This window comes from Nesterenkonia sp. CL21 (genome assembly GCF_031705515.1).
GTDB classification, from domain to species: domain Bacteria; phylum Actinomycetota; class Actinomycetes; order Actinomycetales; family Micrococcaceae; genus Nesterenkonia; species Nesterenkonia aethiopica.
Map to the genome: position 1 here is coordinate 1 of NZ_JAUTWR010000015.1, position 16733 is coordinate 16733.

Sequence of the window (16733 nt, forward strand, 5' to 3'; positions counted from 1 at the left end):
GGGGGTCTGTGTGGGCCCCCCCCCCCCCCCCCCCCCCCCCCCCCCCCCAAACTCCAGACCAACTCGATGCGGATCAGCGTCTGTCCCGACGCCGGCCCAGGAACTCCTCGGCGAGGTCCGCGGGCGCGCAGGCGAACCAGGCGTCCTCGAGCGCCACACGCAGGTCGTCAGGATCGATGGTCTCCAGCTGGATCAGCACGGAGGGGTGGCCGTCGAAGTGCGGGGTGCTGAACAGGCCCGGGACCCCCGAGCCGAGGATGGCGGCCTTCTCGTCGAGGTCCTCCACCCGGACGGCCACGATGGGGCCCGAGGGCGGCGTCTCATCGCCGAAGCGCCGGATGTCGGCCTGCGTGAACGGCCGCTCCCAGGCGAAGGCCGCACCCCGGATCGACCACTGAGGATGCCCGCGGGAGGTCCCTTCCACGACATCGGGCAAGGACAGTGCGAGGGTGCGGACGTCGTCGACCGTGGGAGTCACCGGGACCACCTTCTGCCAGCATGCCGGAGGAGCTGCGGGGGGGGCGGGGGACGACGGCGCCGTCGCCCGCACGCTCAGGCTACCGGCGGCGGGGTGCCGGGCAGCAGGGTCGGCGGCCCATTCCCTGCGGTTCTCCGGCGTGGCAGGATGCTGTCGGGTCGCCCGCGCCGGTGCCGGGCGACGTCGAATCGACTGATCAGACGATGGAGGGGCTGTCCATGGCGTGCAGGATCGGTGAGCTGGTGCTGGAATGTCGGGAGCCGGAGCGGCTGGCGGAGTTCTGGTGCGAGGTGCTGGACTTCGTGGTCCTGGACCGCCCCGGCGACGGCAGCATCGAGATCGGCGCCCGGGACGGGTTCGGCGGCTCTCAGCCCACCATCATCCTCAGCCCCCGAGATGAACTCTCCTCCGTGGCCACACCGCGGCTTCACCTTGACCTCAACGCCACCGACCGGGACCAGGCGGCAGAGCTGGACCGGTTGCTGGCCGCCGGGGCTCGCCCCGCCGACGTCGGGCAGTCCGGTGAGGAGGAATGGCACGTCCTGCAGGACCCGGAGGGCAACATCTTCTGCCTGCTGCGGGCTCGCATCGCGCCCGTGGGGTGACTGATGGCCGGGGAGGCCGAGATCGGGAGGCCGAGATCGGGCGGCAGCCCGGGACCCGGCCCGCGTGCTGATGTCAGGATGCGTCCATGAGATTCGCGCAGCAGATCGTGGTCCTGGACGCCGACGACGTCGCCACAGTCGCCTCCTTCTGGGCCGGCGTGTACGGGGGCCGCGTCAGACCCTCCGATCCGAGCTGGTATGAGGTGGAGGTGGACGGCGACTACCCGTTGGCCGTGCAGCACGCCCCGGACCATGTGAGGCCTGAGTGGCCGGACGGGCAGCCGCAGCAGATCCACCTGGACCTCTATGTGGAGGACATTCGGGCCGAGCATGAGCGGGTCATGGGGCTCGGAGCGGAGCTGCTGGAGGCGGCCGAGGACCTCGACGCCGCCACCGGGTTCCAGGTGTACGCCGACCCGGCCGGGCATCCGTTCTGCCTCTGCTGGGGCTGGCCGATCTGGCGGGCCCAGCTGGACGGCTGACCGCGCAGGTGTCGATTCTGGCCCGCGCCGATCGTCATCACTGTGTCAGATCATCATCCCGACGAAAGGACGTGGTGACCATGCGATGCACCCTGCTGCTCTACTACCCGGAGCCCGCCCCCGGAGAGCTCACCGAGGAACAGCTCGCCGAAGGGATGCGGGCGTTCGACGCCTACGCGACATCGCTCGAGGAGGCCGGCGTGCTGCGTGGTCTGGAAGTCCTGCATGACACTCACGCGACGACGTCGGTCTCCGGCTCACCAGGGGACCTCCGCATCCAGGAGGGCCCTTTCGCCGACGGCGAGGAGCGCCTGGGCGGCATCGTCACCGTGGAGGTGGCGGATCTCGACGAGGCCGTCGCCTGGGCGGGACGGGCGCCGGCCGTCGAGTGGGGGCACATCGAGATCCGCCCCGTGGCCACCCGTTTCGTGGACAGTCAGTGGCTGGGCGAAGCGCCGGTGAGCTGACCGGTCGGAGGCGCACCGGTGCATCGGAACGAGCCTCCGGCGGAGGTCGACACCACCCATGACGCTGCCCCGGAGCCCGCCCGCGAGGCGGTGGAGCGCCTGGCCGCAGAGTCCCGGGCCCGTCTGCTGGCCCTGCTGGCGGCCGCCGTGCGGGACCTCGCCCTGGCGGAGGACGCCCTGGCCGACGCCTTCGAGCGGGCGCTGTGCACCTGGCCGGAGAGCGGGGTGCCACAGCGCCCGGAGGCGTGGCTGCTGACCGTGGGCAGGAACCGGCTGCGAGATCATCTCGGGTCTGCGGCCGTGCGCACCTCGGTGCCGATCGATGCGGACCGTCCTGACGCTCGAGTCGCGGAGGGGTTGGCGGCCCGTGGCGTTCAGCTGGACGAGGTCGACGTCGACCGGATCCCGGACAGACGTCTGGAGCTGCTGTTCGCCTGCGCCCACCCGGGGATCGCCGAGTCCATGCGCACCCCGCTGATGCTCCAGGTGGTCTTCGGCCGTGAGGCCCAGCAGGTGGCGAGTCTCTACGACGTCCCGACGGCGACGATGGCCCAGCGACTGGTCCGGACCAAACGCCGCATCCGCGACGCCGGCATCCCCTTCCAGATCCCGGGCCGTCAGGACATGCCTGCTCGGCTGGCCGCAGTCCTGGAGGCGATCTACGGGGCGTATGCCAGTGACTGGCTCGACCAGTACGACTCCGTGCGGGAGTCGCTGGCGGAGGAGGCGCGGTGGCTGGCCCTCGTGGTGGCTGAGTTGCTGGGCGACGAGCCCGAGGCGTGGGGGCTGGCCGCCCTGCTCACCTACGCCCAGTCGCGGGCGCCGGCCCGTGCCGCTGTACCGTGGCCGCCGATCCAGGAGCAGGACACCGCTCTCTGGGACCCTCGGCTGATCCAGCAGGCGGAGGGGCTCCTGCGCCGGGCGCATGGGCTCGGCGCCCCGCTGGGGCGATTCCAGCTCGAGGCCGCCATCCAGTCGGCGCATTGCGATCGGAAGCGCACCGGGAGGCTGGACAGGGCTCGCCTCCTGCAGCTCTATGACGGGCTGATCGCTGTGGCTCCCACCCAGGGGGCGATCGCCGCCCGCGCCGCCGTGCTGGCCGCAGAGGAGTGACACCCGGACCCGGGACGTGCCGACGCCGTCGGCCGTTGTATCGTCGAAGGGCCCGGCGTCGTCATCGCGCCGAGGCGTCCCGAGGATCAGCGGAGGTGGACCGTGAGCGCACATGTGGGCGTCGTCGTGACCGACCAGTATCTGCCGGGCGTGCAGGACCCGGACACCGGGCTGCTGCTGCCCGCGCTGCGCGCCGCCGGGCTGCGGGCCACCCCGGTGGTCTGGCACGCGCACACCCCCGGCGACGGCGACTATGACCTGTTGGTGCTGCGCAGTCCCTGGGACTACCCCTGGCGGGAGGACGAGTTCCGCGCCTGGCTGGAGCAGACCCACCGGTACGTGCCGGTGCTGAACACTCCGGCCCTGGTGGACTGGAATCTGGACAAGGTCTACCTGCGGGAGCTCGAGTCCCACGGGGTGGCTACCGTGCCCACCCGGTGGGCGGATACGCCGGAGCAGCTGCCTGCGGCCCTGGCCGCCCATGTCGACGACTGGATCGTGCTGAAGCCCACGGTCTCTGCCGGCGCCCTGCACACCGGGCTGCTGCAGGCCTCCAGCGACGACGCCCGGCGCCTGGGCGAGCAGATCCTGGCGGCAGGACGCACCGTGATGATCCAGCCGGAGGTGCCGGAGCTCTCCGAGGGGGCGGAGAAGGCGCTGTACTTCATCGACGGGCAGCACACCCACACCATCAGCAAGGGGGCGATCCTGGCCCGCGGAGGGGGACTGGCCGGCGGAGAGTACTCCGAGGACCCGCAGCCGGTGGAGGCCACCGCCGCGGAGGCGTCCTTCGCCCACCAGGTCATGGAGGCCATCGACGTCGTCTCCCCGGCGGCCTCCCCGCTCTATGCCCGAGTCGACCTGGTCACCAGCGCCCAGCACGGCATCGTGCTGCTGGAAGCCGAACTGTTCGAACCGGTGCTGAACCTGCACAAGGTGCCGGAGGCGGCCACAGTGCTCGCCGCGGCCATCGTGCGGCGCGTGGAGCGCGTCTCGGACGGCCTCTCCTCCCTGCCGCGCCGGTGAGCCCGTCGTCGTGAGGGGACGCGAGGCCTGTCACGCGGCCGACGGCGGCGTCGTGAAGATCCGGTAGCCCCGCTGCGGGTCGTAGCCGTGGACCTCTCGGGTGCTGAGCACCGCCATGAACTCCAGGACGTCGCTGGTGATGACCTGCCCGGGGACCAGCACCGGGAACCCGGGCGGGTAGGGGGTGACGAACCCGGCGGAGACCGGGCGCTCGCCGGCGGCGACCCGGGCTCGCAGCTCCTCGGGGAACACGTGCTCGGTGTTCCGGCGCTGCTGGCCGGCGAAGAACGCGGTGCGCATGTCGCCGTCGGGTAGCGCCGCATCGGTGGCGTAGCCGGGGGAGAAGGCGCTGAAGTCCGGCAGCGGGGGCAGCGGCTCATCCTGGGCCGCACGGTCGTCGGGATGCCGCCGGGACAGGGCGGCGTCGAAGCGTTCGGCCAGTTTCACCAGCACCTCGATCAGGTAGGCGATGGCGCTGCGGGAGGTACCGATGTTGGTCATGAACAGCACCGTGTTCCCGCTGGTCTTGTTGACCTGGATCCCGTACCGGTCCATCAGGTGCTCGTGCTTGAACGTGTCCCCGTCGACGCCGGTGCGGCTGATCTCGATGGTGATGCGGCTGGGGTCGACGACGAACTCGTCGTGCGCCCAGGCCTCCCACATCGGCGCCAGTCCGTGGCGCAGCGGCATGGGCCTGCCGGTGCCCCGATGTTCGGCCGGGATGAGGTCATGGGCGGTGAGCACCCGGAAGGTGCGGCGCAGCAGCGGGTGGCGGGCGATCGTCTGGGCCAGGCTGGAGGCCAGGTCCAGCTGCCGCTGCACCAGGGCGTAGCCTTCCAGCTCCACCTGACGGCGCCCGATGTCCAGGGAGGAGAGGATCTGATAGTTCGGCGAGGTGGAGGTGTGCGTCATGTACGCCTCGTGGAAGGACTCTTCCGCCTCCCGCTCCCAGTCCTGGTCGTGGACGTGGATCATGGAGCCCTGCCGCAGCGCGGTCAGCGTCTTGTGGGTGGACTGGGTGGCGTAGACCCGGATGCGGGCCTCCGGGCTGGGGATGAGCTGCTGGGCCAGCCACACCTCGTCCGGGGCGGGCGCGCCGTCGGCGTCGTGCAGGCGTTCCTGCTGGGCCCGGTGGGCGGCGGCGTGGGCCGGGGACTTCAGCCGCTCCTCCAGATTCTTCGCCGCGTTCATGGCGGTGCGACGCCGGGTGACCGGGTGGAATGCGGCGAAGGCGAACCACGCTTCGTCCCACAGGAACACCAGGTCCGGCTTGATGGCCAGGCATTCGGCCATGACCCGCTCGGGGTCGTAGACGATGCCGTCGAAGGTGCAGTTGGTCAGGGTCACCATGCGTACCTCGTCGAGGCGCCCGGCGGCCCGGTAGTCGAGCAGCAGCTGTTTGATGCGGTCCAGCGGCACAGCCCCGTAGAAGGCGAAGTCGTTGAGCGGGTAGGCCTCCAGATAGGCCGGCTTCGCTCCGGTGAGGACCACCGCATGGTGGTGGGACTTGTGGCAGTTGCGGTCCACCAGCACGACGTCGCCCGGTGCGGTCAGCGCCTGGTGGACGATCTTGTTCGCGGTGGAGGTGCCGTTGGTGACGAAGAACGTCTGCCGGGCGCCGAAGGCCCGGGCCGCCAGGTCTTGGGCCTTCTTGATGGTGCCGGTGGGCGCCAGCAGGGAGTCGAGCCCGCCGGAGGTGGCGCTGGTCTCGGCCAGCAGCAGGTTCAGCCCGTAGAACTCCGCGAGGTCCTTGATCCACTGGGAGGAGACCACGGAGCCTCCGCGAGCCACCGGCAGCGCATGGAAGACTCCGACCGGGCGGCGGGCGTGGTCCTGCAGGGCGGTGAAGAACGGCGTGTCATACAGGTGGGAGGCCCGGCGCAGCAGGGACAAGTGCAGCTCCAGCTGGTCCTCGCGCCAGAAGACCCGCCGGAAGCGGTGGGTGAGCGCCCCGGCCAGCTCCTCCAGGTGGGCGCCGGCCATCAGGTAGAGGTCCAGCTCAGGGCGCAGTGCGGCCAGCGTGTCCGCCAGGCGCAGCACCCGCTGCACCGAGGCCAGCTGGCTCTGCGACGACGCCGACCCCTCGGACACCTGGGAGCGGGCCAGGGCGATGGTCTCCCGGAGGTCGCGGCTGAGCGGCTGGTGGGTGTGCTCGCTGAACCCCGGACGCACCACGCAGGCCAGGATGTGCGGATTCGTCAGCACCGCGGCGACGGCGTCGTCCGCGGAGGGCACGACGACGAACTCATAGGTGAACGCGTCGGCGGGCGCGCGCAGCCGCAGCCCTTCGGAACGGATGGTGTCCCGATCGGCGGCGGTGGTCTCGTCGATGATCAGCACCTCGAACCGCGGGCGCGGATCCGGGTCCGAAGTGGTCTCGGGCCGCTCAGTCTCCTCCAGGTGCTCGTCCCGGGGCTCATCCGGCACGGTGTCGCCGCGCAGCCGGTGCACCACGCGGCCGATCAGGTCGAAGGCGGTGCGGTAGTCGCCGTCCTCCAGGAGTTCGCCGATGGTGCGCACATAGCGCTGGCCGAAGCCGGCCCAGTACATCTCGATGGTCTCCAGAGCGCGCAGGGAGCGGTGGATCTCGCTGTCGGAGGCGAGGACCTCGACGTCGTCGCTGCCCAGTGCCAGGCGCTTCACCGCGAACCGCAGATACTCCCAGGCGTCGCTGCGCAGCCGCCAGGTGCTCGCCGGCATCCCCGGGTCGCGCTCCAGGGCCGACGTCCAGGACGCGGTGCGGCGCGGAGACGTGTGGCGCGGGGGCGCGCCGTCGGCGGCGCGGGAGCCGGAGGCAGGGGTCTCCGGGGGTGCGGGGTGGTCAGCGCCATTGCTGATCATGATCGGGTGGTGTCCTTCCGGGCGTCGGCAGGCCGTGTGCTCCGATGATAGAGGGCATCAGGTCAACGGCATGTTGCCGGACGTCATCCGCGGACTCCGGTGGGGGGCGGCGGGTTCGTGCGGCTCCCCGGGCCGCCGCCTGGCCTCAGCTGGACTTCTCGGCCCTGGCCGCGGCTTTGGCGGCACGTTTGGTCTCGCGGACTTCGAGCAGCGATTCTCGGTCATAGATGTCGGCCACTGACCGTTTGGCATCTGTCTCGCCGTAGGGCGCGCTGGCCTCCCGCCAGCCCTCGCCGTCGAAGGAGAGCTGCTTGCCCAGCAGTGCGAGGAAGATCTTCGCCTTCTGCTCCCCGAAGCCGGGCAGCTTCTTGAGGCGTTTGAGCACCTCGGGGCCGGACGGGGCGTCGTGGGTCCAGATCGCCGCGGCGTCGCCGTCCCAGTCGTCCACCACAGCCTCGGCCAGCTTCTGCACGCGGCTCGCCATGGAGCCGGGGAAGCGATGCACCGCGGGCTTCTCCCGGAAGGCTGCGGTGAACTCCTCGGCGTCGTAGTCGGCGATGGTCGCCGGGTCCAAGGTGCCGAGGCGCTCGTGCAGCTTCTGGGGTCCTGCGAACGCGACCTCCATGGCGACCTGCTGGTCCAGGAGCATGCCGGTCAGCAGGGCGAAGGGGTCCTTCGAGAGCAGGTCGTCGGCCGCAGGTTCTCCGGTGAGGTGCAGGTGAGCCATGAGTTCATGATGCCAGGTGGCGGAGTCTGCGTCATGGAGCTCGGCCGTGGGTGGAGGTGAGGACGAGGAGGGCGGCCGTGGGGAGATCAGAACACCCTGCGCCAGCTCGGTCAGCCGGGTGGACAGCAGGTGGGAGGGGTTGCCGGGCAGTGCGCCGGCGGGATCCGAGTATCGCTGAGGTCCGACCAGCAGGTCCCGCAGGATCAGCAGGGTCCATCGGCGCCCGACCATCTCGGCGGCGCGCGCCAGTCCGCAGCACTGTCCGTTTTCCCGGTTCGGCATGGTAACAGGACGATCCTTGACATCAGATCCTCATGCAGGCTTCCCTCTATGAAGGTGGCGTGATGTGTCTGTGACGCGAGCCCATCGGGCAGCGCACCCTCCACGGCCACGCCCAGGAGCTCATCCCACACTCCACACCGCGCGACTGAGGACGGAGCACACGATGGCCACGACCTACCTGCACAATGTCGTCACACTGGACGGATTCATCGCGAAGGAGGATGACGACGTCGGCGCGATGCACGACTGGTACTTCTCCGGTGACCATCCGTTGCAGGATGACGAGTCCCATGCTGATGTGCATGGTGGCGCCCCGTTCCGGGTCTCCGCAGCCTCCGCGGAGTACGTGCGCGGCATGTGGGGCCGGCAGACAGTGGGGGTCATCGGACGGCACCTGTTCGACATCACGAATGGCTGGGAGGGGCACGCTCCCGCCAGCGACCATGTCGTGGTCGTCTCGCATCGCCCCAAGCCCGACGGTTGGCATCCCGAGGCGCCGTTCCATTTCGTGGGATCCGTCCAGGACGGCGTTGCGCTGGCCCAGGAGCTCGCCGGCGAGGGCGAGATCGGGATCGCCTCGGGCAATATGGGTGGGCAAGCTCTGGAGCTGGGGCTGGTGGACTACGTGGCGATGGACCTGGTGCCCGTCATCTTCGGCCGAGGCAAGCCCTTCTTCGGGTCTTTCAGCGACGGTCCGCTGCTGCTCGAGGATCCTGACGTCGTCATCGCAGGCGAAGGCGTGCTGCATCTGCGCTATCCCGTGCGGGGCAGGGCCCAGGCCGCACGGGGATGAGACCCGGGCGACGGCGGCAGCCGATCGAGGTCCGAGGGGGAGCCGGCTGTGTCGGCGCTCTGACCAGGGGTTTCAATGGTGGGCCCTGCGGGGCTCGAACCCGCGACCAGCGGATTAAAAGTCCGATGCTCTACCAACTGAGCTAAAGGCCCGCGATGCGGTCCTCGGAGCACCGCGGGGCGCACCTCGTGGCGGCTCGAGGACGACTTCCATCGTAGCCCATCACTCCGGGCGGTCGGAGGCGGGTGCCGGCGTCGCCACCGCCCCGAGGAGCTCAGGCGACGAGCCGCCTGCCTCGCTCCGATGCCCCTGTGGGACTTCTCTCGCCCAGGAATCGCGCTCCTGCCGGACATGTTGCTGACACCCTGGTGACCAGCGACGATTCACGGCATAATTGCCCCCACCGGAAGGAGACGTGATGAGCAGCACAGCCCGCCATCGCCGACCGAAGATGACCGAGCCCGCGGTGTTCGACGAGCAGGAGGGCGGCGCCGACCCGGCGACGATCTCGCAGGCCGCCCACGACACCGCCCACGCTTTGGTGTACCACGGCCGGGACTCGGACGATCCGGAGATCACCGAACGCTTCATCAGGCTCGCCGAGACGGAGGGCATCGAGGCCATCGCGGAGCTGTGGGCTGATTCCCCGGCCCATTCGTTGGCAGGCAGCCTGTGGCGGATCTACGCCATCCGCGCCGCCGTCCAGGAGAACCCCCGCCGATTGGCCGAGTACTACCGCACCGGTCGTGGGGACGGCACCACCACCGCTGCGATCGCGGGCGTGCCCGAGCCGCCCACCTCCGATGAGATGACCAAGCTGGCGGACATGGTCCTGGCGGGCATGTATACCGGGGACATCGACGTCGCCTTCGACCGGGCCGCCTCCTTCTGCCGGGTCATCGCCCGGGGAGAGGCCCTGTGGGCGGACAACCACGAGGGCACCTCTCAGGAGGTCGCCCGCCGCATGACCACCCGGGCGGACCAGCTGATCCGCACTGCTGAGGAGCTGGAGACCTCGGCCCGTGCCTACCGCGCGGGCACCTTGGACTGAGAGAACAGCAGCGCATCCGCCGTCGGCGTCGGCGAAGGGTCCGAACGACGCCGACAGAGCGCCTGTGCGCACCGCCCTGACACGTACGTCACGACTTCACAACATTCCGCCTGCATGCCTGTCACCATGCGGAACCCGCTACATGATGAGGGTAGGGTTGCGCCCGAGGGAGAGTGCGGGACCATCACGTTCCGCGATGGTTCGCGCCTGCATCGAAGTCAGCCCTTGGGGTCTGGACTCCGGCACGCGGACCCATCCACCGCACTGTGATCAGGACCGGAGTCAGCATCGACTGACTGACAGAGGGGCGACTCATGTCGGACAACAACCCATACGGACAGCAAGGTGGCTGGCAGCCGGGGCAGGATCCCCAGCAGGGTCAGCCTGACCCCCGGCAGCCGGGCGCATCCAGCCCGCAGGCCGCGGGAGGCTATGGCGCCCAGCCCGGCTACGGCCAGCAGGGGCAGCCCGGGTACGGCCAGCAGGGCCAGTCCGGGTACGGCCAGCAGGGCCAGTCCGGCTATGGCCAGCAGGGCTACGGCGGCCAGCAGTACCGTGACCAGTACGGCCAGGCCGGCTATGGCGCCGGCGGAGCCGCAGGCGCCGGTGGCCCCGGTGGTCCCGGTGGCCCCGGAGGTCCGGGCCAGCCCGGAGGCCCTGGCGGCCCCGACAGCTCCGGCAAGGGACCCGGCAAGGGCCTGATCTTCGGGCTGATCGGCGGCGCGGCGCTGCTGATCATCGTCATCGCTGTGGTGCTGTTCCTGGTGCTCGGCCGCGGCGGCGGAGACGCCGAGGCGGAGAACGGCGGCGGCGAGAACGGCGGCGAGGAGGAGTCCAGCGTCGAGCCGGGCGCGGACTCCACCCCGCACGGAGCCGTGGAGGCCTACCTGACCGCGCTCGCCGAGGGAGACGCCGAGGGCGCGCTCTCGCTCATCGACGCGCCCTCCGACACCACGCATATGACGCAGGAGGTCCTGGACGTCTCGGTGGAGCTCGCGCCGATCTCTGAGATCTCGGTCAACGAGGTGGAGGTGGGCGACTACGCCTTCAGCGAGGAGGTCACCGCCTCCTTCACCCTGGGTGAGGAGTCCGTGACCCACCGCTTCTGGACTTCTACCGATGACGAGGGCGACTCCTGGTTCCTCGACGGCGCGATCAGCATCAGCGAACCCTCGGCGGGCTCGCTGGACGTCACGCTCAACGGCGTCGAGTTCACCACCTCCGACACCTACGTGTTCTTCGGTGCGGCCTATGAGCTGGACATCGCCCACGAGAACTTCATGTTCGACGGCGACAGCGTCGTCCACGCCACCGACACCTACGTCTCCACGGCGGACCTGACCCCGGCGCTGACCGAAGAGGCCGAGGACACCTGGCGTGATCTGATCATCGCCGAGGTGGAGGACTGCGTGGCCTCCAATGAGAAGGAGGCTGGCTGCGGGCTGGACATGCCTGACGAGGTCTCCGGCGCCGAAGTCATCGAAGGCTCCATCGAGCGCTCGATGTCGACCTCCGACCAGCAGGCCCTGCAGAACATCGAGCCGCGGCTCGACTGGAGCAACCCGAACCTGGTGGGATCCGACTATGTGAGCATCACCGTCGACGTGGAGTACGAGGGACGCTCAGGCGGCAGCACCGACCTCTACGAGCTGTGGACCGGCGACCCGCGCTGGCTGGGCGACCCGGTGGTCGACATGACCGCCGAGGAGCTCGAGATCACCTGGGAGTGATCGCCACGGACTGACGCCCCTTCTGCGGAGCTCGTCGGTCCCGCGCCCCAGAAGCAGCACGACGACGGCGGCCCCGAGAGTCCACGCCGAGATGACGCCCGATGAGGGCGGCTCGGCCATGGACTCCGGGGCCGCCGTCGTCTGCTCTACACTCAGTGCTCGTGCCTCAGAACACCACCACCGCACCCCGTGACGCCCGCCCCACCGGGGAGATGATCGTCCAGTCCCTGCCGTGGCGCTGGAACACCCAGGGCCGGATCTTCCTCATCGGCGGCCTCGGCTTCATGTTCGACGCCTGGGACGTCTCCCTCAACGGCATCCTCATCCCGCTGCTCAGCGAGGAATGGGGACTTACGCCCTCCCAGGCCGCGTGGATCGGGACCGCCAACCTCATCGGCATGGCGGTCGGCGCAGTCATGTGGGGCACCATCGCGGACCGCATCGGCCGCAAGCAGGCCTTCGCCTGGACGCTGCTGATCTTCTCGATCTTCACCATCGCCGGGGCCATGACCAACGACCTCAGCTGGTTCGTGCTCTTCCGCTTCCTGGCCGGCATCGGCCTGGGCGGATGCGTGCCGGTGGACTACGCCCTGGTCGGCGAGTTCACCCCTGCCAAGCATCGGGGCCGGGTGCTGACCGCCATGGACGGCTGGTGGCCCATCGGGGCGGCGCTGGCCGGGTTCGTCTCCGCTCTGCTGGTCGGCGTCTGGGGCGACTGGCGGCTGCCGCTTCTGGCCATGATCCTCCCCGCCCTGCTGGTCTTCGCCGTACGGCTCTTCATCCCCGAATCCCCCATGTATCTGATCCGGCAAGGCCGGACCGAGGAGGCCCGGCGGATCATCGACGGCATGGTGGCCCGCACCGGCGCGGCCCCGCAGGAGTACGTGCTGATCCCGGGCACGGAGTCCTCCAGCCTGACCCTCGGCTCCCTGGTGGTGCAGCTGCGTCGAGTGTGGGCGCACAGCTGGCGGATCACCACGGTCGCGTGGGTGATGTTCCTGGCGGTGATGACCGTCTACTACATCGCCCTGCAGTGGATGCCGCACTTCCTCATCGAGGCCGGCTACGAGCAGTCCCGTGCGTTCATCACCTCGGCCGGCATGGCCGGCGTCGGGCTCGTGGGCGTGCTGATCTCCACCGTGCTGGTGGAGGCCACGGGCCGCAAGGCGCTGCTGGCGGTCAGCGCCCCGGTCGCCACCGCCCTGCTGGTGGGGCTCGCGCTGGTCATGGACGTCCCGTCCCTGGTGCTGGTCATGGTGCTCGGCTTCGGGCTGATCATCCAGATCGCCATCCCGGTGCTCTACACCTACGTCTCCGAGCTTTACCCCACGGAGATGCGCGGCTCGGGCTTCGGCTGGGCCTCCACGGTCTCCCGCATCGGCGCGGGCGTGGGGCCCCTGCTCTTCGTGGGCTGGCTGCAGCCCTGGCTGGGGCTGGCGGGGGCCTTCACCGTCTGCCTCGTGGGCGTGGCGGCCGCCGTCGTCGTGATGCTGCGCCTGGCCCCGGACACCACCGCCAAGCACCTGGACTGAGGGCGTCCCCCGGGCTCAGGCTGTCCGTCGGGGCCGAGTTGGTCCGGAGTTTCGGGTACTCGGCTCGATCGAGTCGAGTTTCGCATACTTCAGACCACGTCACCGGCGGGGTGTGCGGCACACTGGAGCCATGTGTGACGATGTCCAGCCCACCGCCGCAGAGTTCGTGTCCGTCCAGACCACCGTGGAGGATGAGCCGCAGGCCGAACGCCTGGCCGCCGCGCTTCTCGACGCCGGCCTCGGCGCCTGCGTGCAGGTCAGCGCCGTCCGCAGCTTCTATCGCTGGAAGGGCGAGGTGCATGATGACCCCGAGCAGCTGCTCACGGTGAAGACCACCGCCGCGGCCGTCCCAGGGATCAAGGAGCTGCTGACCAGGGACCACCCGTACGAGGAGCCCGAGCTGATCGTCCAGCCGATCCTCGACGGCTCCCCGGGCTACCTGGGCTGGGTGCGGGAGAACACCATCGCCCCGGCGTGAGCTGGTCTGGAGTTGTGGATACTCGGCTCGATCGAGTCGAATACCCGCAACTCCAGACCAACTCGGCGGGGCGGGGTGGGGTGGTGTGAGGTGGAGCGGGCCCCACAACCCACGACGACGGCCCCGCCCGGAGGTCCCGAAGGAACCTCGCGAACGGGGCCGCCACCGTCCGGATGTGCGGCTCAGGCAAGGGGATGGCTGAGCCCGATACCCGGAGCGTCAGACGTCTGCGCCCACCTTCCGCTGCTGCGGGTAGCGGATGGACTCGACCATCTCCTGCACCTCGTGCGACGGCGGGGCGGTCAGCTTCGACACCACGATGGTGACGATGAAGTTGACCAGGGCGCCGACGGCACCGATGCCCTCGGGGCTGATGCCCAGGATGTGGTCGTTGGATCCGGTGCCGAACACCTCCAGCGTGTAGATCATGTACGTAGCGGTGAAGACCAGACCGGTCAGCATGCCGGCGGTGGCGCCGACTCCGTTGGCGCGCTTCCAAAAGATCCCGAGGATCAGGATCGGGAAGAACGTGGAGGCCGCCAGCCCGAAGGCGAACGCCACCACCTGGGCCACGAACGCTGGCGGGTTGATGCCGGCGAAGATCGCGATGACGATCGCCGCGGCCATCGCCACACGTCCCACCAGCATCTGCTGGCTCTCGGAGGCGCCCTCCTTCTTGAAGACCCGGAAGTACAGGTCGTGAGAGGCGGCCGAGGAGATGACCAGCAGCAGCCCGGCCGCGGTGGACATGGCCGCCGCCATGCCGCCGGCCGCCATCAGGCCGATGATCGGGGCGGGCAGGCCGCCGATCTCCGGAGAGGCGAGCACCAGGATGTCGTTGTTGACGATCAGATCCGCACCGGAGGCGGCGTTGTTGGACACCGTCTCGATGGTGTCGACGCCGTCGGCGACGGTCACCAGGCCGGTGGCGCCCCAGGTCTCGATCCAGGCCGGCAGCTGGTCCACGGTGGCGCCCCGCACGCCCTGCAGCAGGTTCAGCTTGGTGAACGCGCCCACCGCGGGGGCGGTGAGATACAGCAGGGAGATGAAGAACAGGGCCCAGAAGGCCGAGTACCGGGCGCCGCGGACGGTCTTGGTGGTGTAGAACCGGATGATCACGTGCGGCAGGCCGGCGGTGCCGAGCATCAGCGAGGCCGTCACCAGGAACACGTCGATCTGGCCGCCGTCGCGCCCGGCGAACGCCTGGGTGAACTCATGCAGCCCGAACTCCGTGCTCAGGGAGTCCAGCTCGGCGAGGATCTTCCCGTAGGAGATCTGCGGCACCGGGATGCCGGTGGTCTGCTGGGCCACCGCGACGGCGGGGATCAGGTAGGCGATGATCAGCACGGTGTACTGCGCCACCTGGGTGTAGGTGATGCCCTTCATGCCGCCGAGCACCGCGTAGAAGAAGATGATCGCGGCGGCGACGATGACGCCCCAGGTGAGGTTGAGCCCCAGGAAGCGGCTGAAGACGATGCCGCCGCCGTTCATCTGGCCGACCACGTAGGTGAAGGACACCACGATGGCGGCGACGGCGGCGACGATGCGCACCGACTCGGAGTAGCGGTCGCCCACGAACTCCGGGACGGTGAACTTGCCCCATTTGCGCAGGTAGGGGGCCAGCAGCAGGGCCAGCAGCACGTAGCCGCCGGTCCAGCCCATCAGGTAGACCGAGCCGTCCGAGCCCAGGAAGGCGATCAGGCCGGCCATGCCGATGAAGGAGGCGGCTGACATCCAGTCGGCGGCGACCGCCGCACCGTTGGCGATGGTCGGCACGCCCTGGGAGGCGACGTAGAACTCCTTGGTCTCCTTCACCCGCGAGCGCCAGGCGATGAAGATGTAGAGCCCGAAGGTCAGGATGATGAAGAAGAAGGTCCAGAACTGGATGTCGCTCATGCTCGCTCACCGTCCCCGTTGCGCTCCGAGACGCCGAACTCGTCGTCGATCCGGTCCATCCACAGGGCGTAGACCAGGATGAGGATCACGAACGTGTAGATGGATCCCTGCTGGGCGAACCAGAGCCCGAGCGGGAAGCCCAGGATCTCGATGGCGTTCAGCGGCTCGATCAGCAGCACGCCGAAGCCGAACGAGACGGTGAACCAGATCGCCAGCAGGACGATCATCAGGCGCAGATTCTTCTTCCAGTAGCGCTCACGCCAGGAGTTGTCCTGTTCTGGCGGAGCGCCGCCGGAGGTGCTCTCATATGCCGTGTCGGCCATGGGAGGCTCCCTTCCCTTCCAATGCGGAGTGATCCTGTGCGGTGCTGCCCAGGACGGCTGCGCGCCACACTCGGGCGGCGCAGGTCATGAGACCAAGAAACCCCACTGTGAGTCAGCTCACAAGCGATGCTCCGCAGACGGCGCCCCTGTGTTCGCCAGCGGCGGGTATGGGTCTGCGAGCGGTCGGTGCGGGGTGTCGGTGACCGCTCGCGGCGCGGAACCTGCCGTTCGTGGACTGTTGACTGCCGTCCGGCGGTCATTCGCCGGACGGGGTGGCCCCTGTGACCCTGGTCACTCGTAGAATCGGGGCATGACGACGACGGCGAACGGCGCAGCGATGGGCAGCAGCACGACGGGCTCGCCCGCAGGGGCCGGAGGCTCCGGCGGATCAGAGAGAGGCATCTTCGGCGGCATCACCGCCCGCATCAAGGCGGGCCGTGCCACCGGCTGGGGCGTGTTCCACGCCGGCAGCTCCGCCATGATCCTCGGCGGCCTGATGCTCATCATCTCCGCGTTCCTGCCGTGGGTCGTCATCCCGATCGCGGGGGAGAGCTTCGCGCTGCGCGGCACCGACGGGCCGGGTGTGGTCACTCTCGCCGTCGGCTTCCTGGCCTTCGCCGGAGGGTTCGTCCCCAAGCGGGGCCTGGCGATCGCGCATGCGATCATCCCCGGGGCGCTGGTGGCCCTGATCGTCGGAGCGCAGACGGTCCGGCTGATCCAGCTGTCCGCACAGACCGGTTCCTGGGGCGGACTGCTGCCCGGCATGGGGCTCATCCTCGCCGCCGGCGGCGCGGTCGTCCTGATCCGGGTGGCCGTGCGCCTGTGGAGGGCCCGGCCCGCAGCATGAGCGCCCCGCCGGTCGGCCTCGCCGTCCGCCTGGCCCAGTCCGCGCACCTGCCTAGACTGGCG

Annotated in this window: 16 protein-coding genes, 1 tRNA gene and 1 pseudogene; 11 read left to right on the plus strand and 7 right to left on the minus strand. The window is 69.7% G+C overall.

The features are described from left to right. Positions 1–73: 73 nt before the first annotated feature. Positions 74–478, minus strand: coding sequence for a hypothetical protein (locus Q7C18_RS15620; RefSeq protein WP_311026162.1), 405 nt, complete (start codon positions 476–478; stop codon positions 74–76). Between the two features lie 218 nt (positions 479–696). Between Q7C18_RS15620 and Q7C18_RS15625 the strand changes: the two genes are divergently transcribed. The 5 genes from Q7C18_RS15625 to Q7C18_RS15645 all read left to right on the plus strand — a co-directional run bounded on the left by Q7C18_RS15625 (position 697) and on the right by Q7C18_RS15645 (position 4171). After that, positions 697–1083, plus strand: coding sequence for a VOC family protein (locus tag Q7C18_RS15625; RefSeq protein WP_311026163.1), 387 nt, complete (start codon positions 697–699; stop codon positions 1081–1083). Positions 1084–1169: 86 nt separating this feature from the next. Continuing rightward, positions 1170–1565 (plus strand): VOC family protein, encoded by a 396-nt coding sequence (locus tag Q7C18_RS15630; protein ID WP_311026164.1) that lies wholly within the window; start codon positions 1170–1172, stop codon positions 1563–1565. A gap of 80 nt (positions 1566–1645) precedes the next feature. Continuing rightward, positions 1646–2032, plus strand: coding sequence for a YciI family protein (locus Q7C18_RS15635; RefSeq protein WP_311026165.1), 387 nt, complete (start codon positions 1646–1648; stop codon positions 2030–2032). Positions 2033–2050: 18 nt separating this feature from the next. After that, positions 2051–3145, plus strand: a complete 1095-nt coding sequence (locus Q7C18_RS15640; RefSeq protein ID WP_311026166.1) for a DUF6596 domain-containing protein — start codon at positions 2051–2053, stop codon at positions 3143–3145. A 102-nt stretch (positions 3146–3247) separates the two neighbouring features. Continuing rightward, complete coding sequence (locus Q7C18_RS15645) at positions 3248–4171, plus strand: hypothetical protein (RefSeq protein ID WP_311026167.1); 924 nt, start codon at positions 3248–3250, stop codon at positions 4169–4171. A 30-nt stretch (positions 4172–4201) separates the two neighbouring features. Here the strand turns inward: Q7C18_RS15645 and Q7C18_RS15650 are convergent, their stop codons facing one another. The 3 genes and pseudogenes from Q7C18_RS15650 to Q7C18_RS15660 form a co-directional block, all read right to left on the minus strand. Beyond that, positions 4202–7012, minus strand: a complete 2811-nt coding sequence (locus Q7C18_RS15650; protein WP_396954383.1) for an aminotransferase class I/II-fold pyridoxal phosphate-dependent enzyme — start codon at positions 7010–7012, stop codon at positions 4202–4204. Positions 7013–7157: 145 nt separating this feature from the next. Continuing rightward, the gene (locus tag Q7C18_RS15655; RefSeq protein WP_311026200.1) at positions 7158–7739 is read right to left on the minus strand and encodes an HhH-GPD-type base excision DNA repair protein; all 582 of its coding nucleotides are present in this window, start codon (positions 7737–7739) and stop codon (positions 7158–7160) included. An 87-nt stretch (positions 7740–7826) separates the two neighbouring features. Then, a pseudogene (locus Q7C18_RS15660) lies at positions 7827–8021 on the minus strand (winged helix-turn-helix transcriptional regulator); the annotation flags it as partial. Between the two features lie 163 nt (positions 8022–8184). Between Q7C18_RS15660 and Q7C18_RS15665 the strand changes: the two are divergent. Beyond that, positions 8185–8814 (plus strand): dihydrofolate reductase family protein, encoded by a 630-nt coding sequence (locus Q7C18_RS15665; protein WP_070162672.1) that lies wholly within the window; start codon positions 8185–8187, stop codon positions 8812–8814. A gap of 76 nt (positions 8815–8890) precedes the next feature. On the opposite strand, the gene Q7C18_RS15670 is transcribed toward Q7C18_RS15665, so the two are convergent. Beyond that, positions 8891–8966, minus strand: a tRNA-Lys gene (locus Q7C18_RS15670). Positions 8967–9232: 266 nt separating this feature from the next. On the opposite strand from Q7C18_RS15670, the gene Q7C18_RS15675 reads away from it, so the two are divergent. From Q7C18_RS15675 to cutA, 4 genes are all read left to right on the plus strand, one after another. Next, positions 9233–9865, plus strand: coding sequence for a hypothetical protein (locus tag Q7C18_RS15675; RefSeq protein ID WP_311026168.1), 633 nt, complete (start codon positions 9233–9235; stop codon positions 9863–9865). A 314-nt stretch (positions 9866–10179) separates the two neighbouring features. Continuing rightward, positions 10180–11595, plus strand: a complete 1416-nt coding sequence (locus Q7C18_RS15680) for a hypothetical protein (RefSeq protein WP_311026169.1) — start codon at positions 10180–10182, stop codon at positions 11593–11595. Between the two features lie 212 nt (positions 11596–11807). Further along, the gene (locus Q7C18_RS15685) at positions 11808–13127 is read left to right on the plus strand and encodes an MFS transporter (RefSeq protein WP_311026201.1); all 1320 of its coding nucleotides are present in this window, start codon (positions 11808–11810) and stop codon (positions 13125–13127) included. Between the two features lie 130 nt (positions 13128–13257). After that, positions 13258–13605, plus strand: coding sequence for a divalent-cation tolerance protein CutA (cutA, locus tag Q7C18_RS15690; RefSeq protein ID WP_311026170.1), 348 nt, complete (start codon positions 13258–13260; stop codon positions 13603–13605). A 219-nt stretch (positions 13606–13824) separates the two neighbouring features. Here cutA and Q7C18_RS15695 read toward each other — a convergent pair whose 3' ends face one another. Both Q7C18_RS15695 and Q7C18_RS15700 read right to left on the minus strand, forming a co-directional pair. Further along, the gene (locus tag Q7C18_RS15695; protein ID WP_311026171.1) at positions 13825–15501 is read right to left on the minus strand and encodes a sodium:solute symporter family protein; all 1677 of its coding nucleotides are present in this window, start codon (positions 15499–15501) and stop codon (positions 13825–13827) included. Beyond that, positions 15498–15824 (minus strand): DUF4212 domain-containing protein, encoded by a 327-nt coding sequence (locus Q7C18_RS15700; protein WP_083277246.1) that lies wholly within the window; start codon positions 15822–15824, stop codon positions 15498–15500. Before Q7C18_RS15700 ends, Q7C18_RS15695 begins: the two co-directional genes overlap by 4 nt. 310 nt (positions 15825–16134) lie before the next feature. On the opposite strand from Q7C18_RS15700, the gene Q7C18_RS15705 reads away from it, so the two are divergent. Next, a complete protein-coding gene (locus Q7C18_RS15705) occupies positions 16135–16671 on the plus strand; it encodes a hypothetical protein (RefSeq protein ID WP_311026172.1) in 537 nt (178 codons plus the stop codon). Positions 16672–16733: the final 62 nt, after the last annotated feature.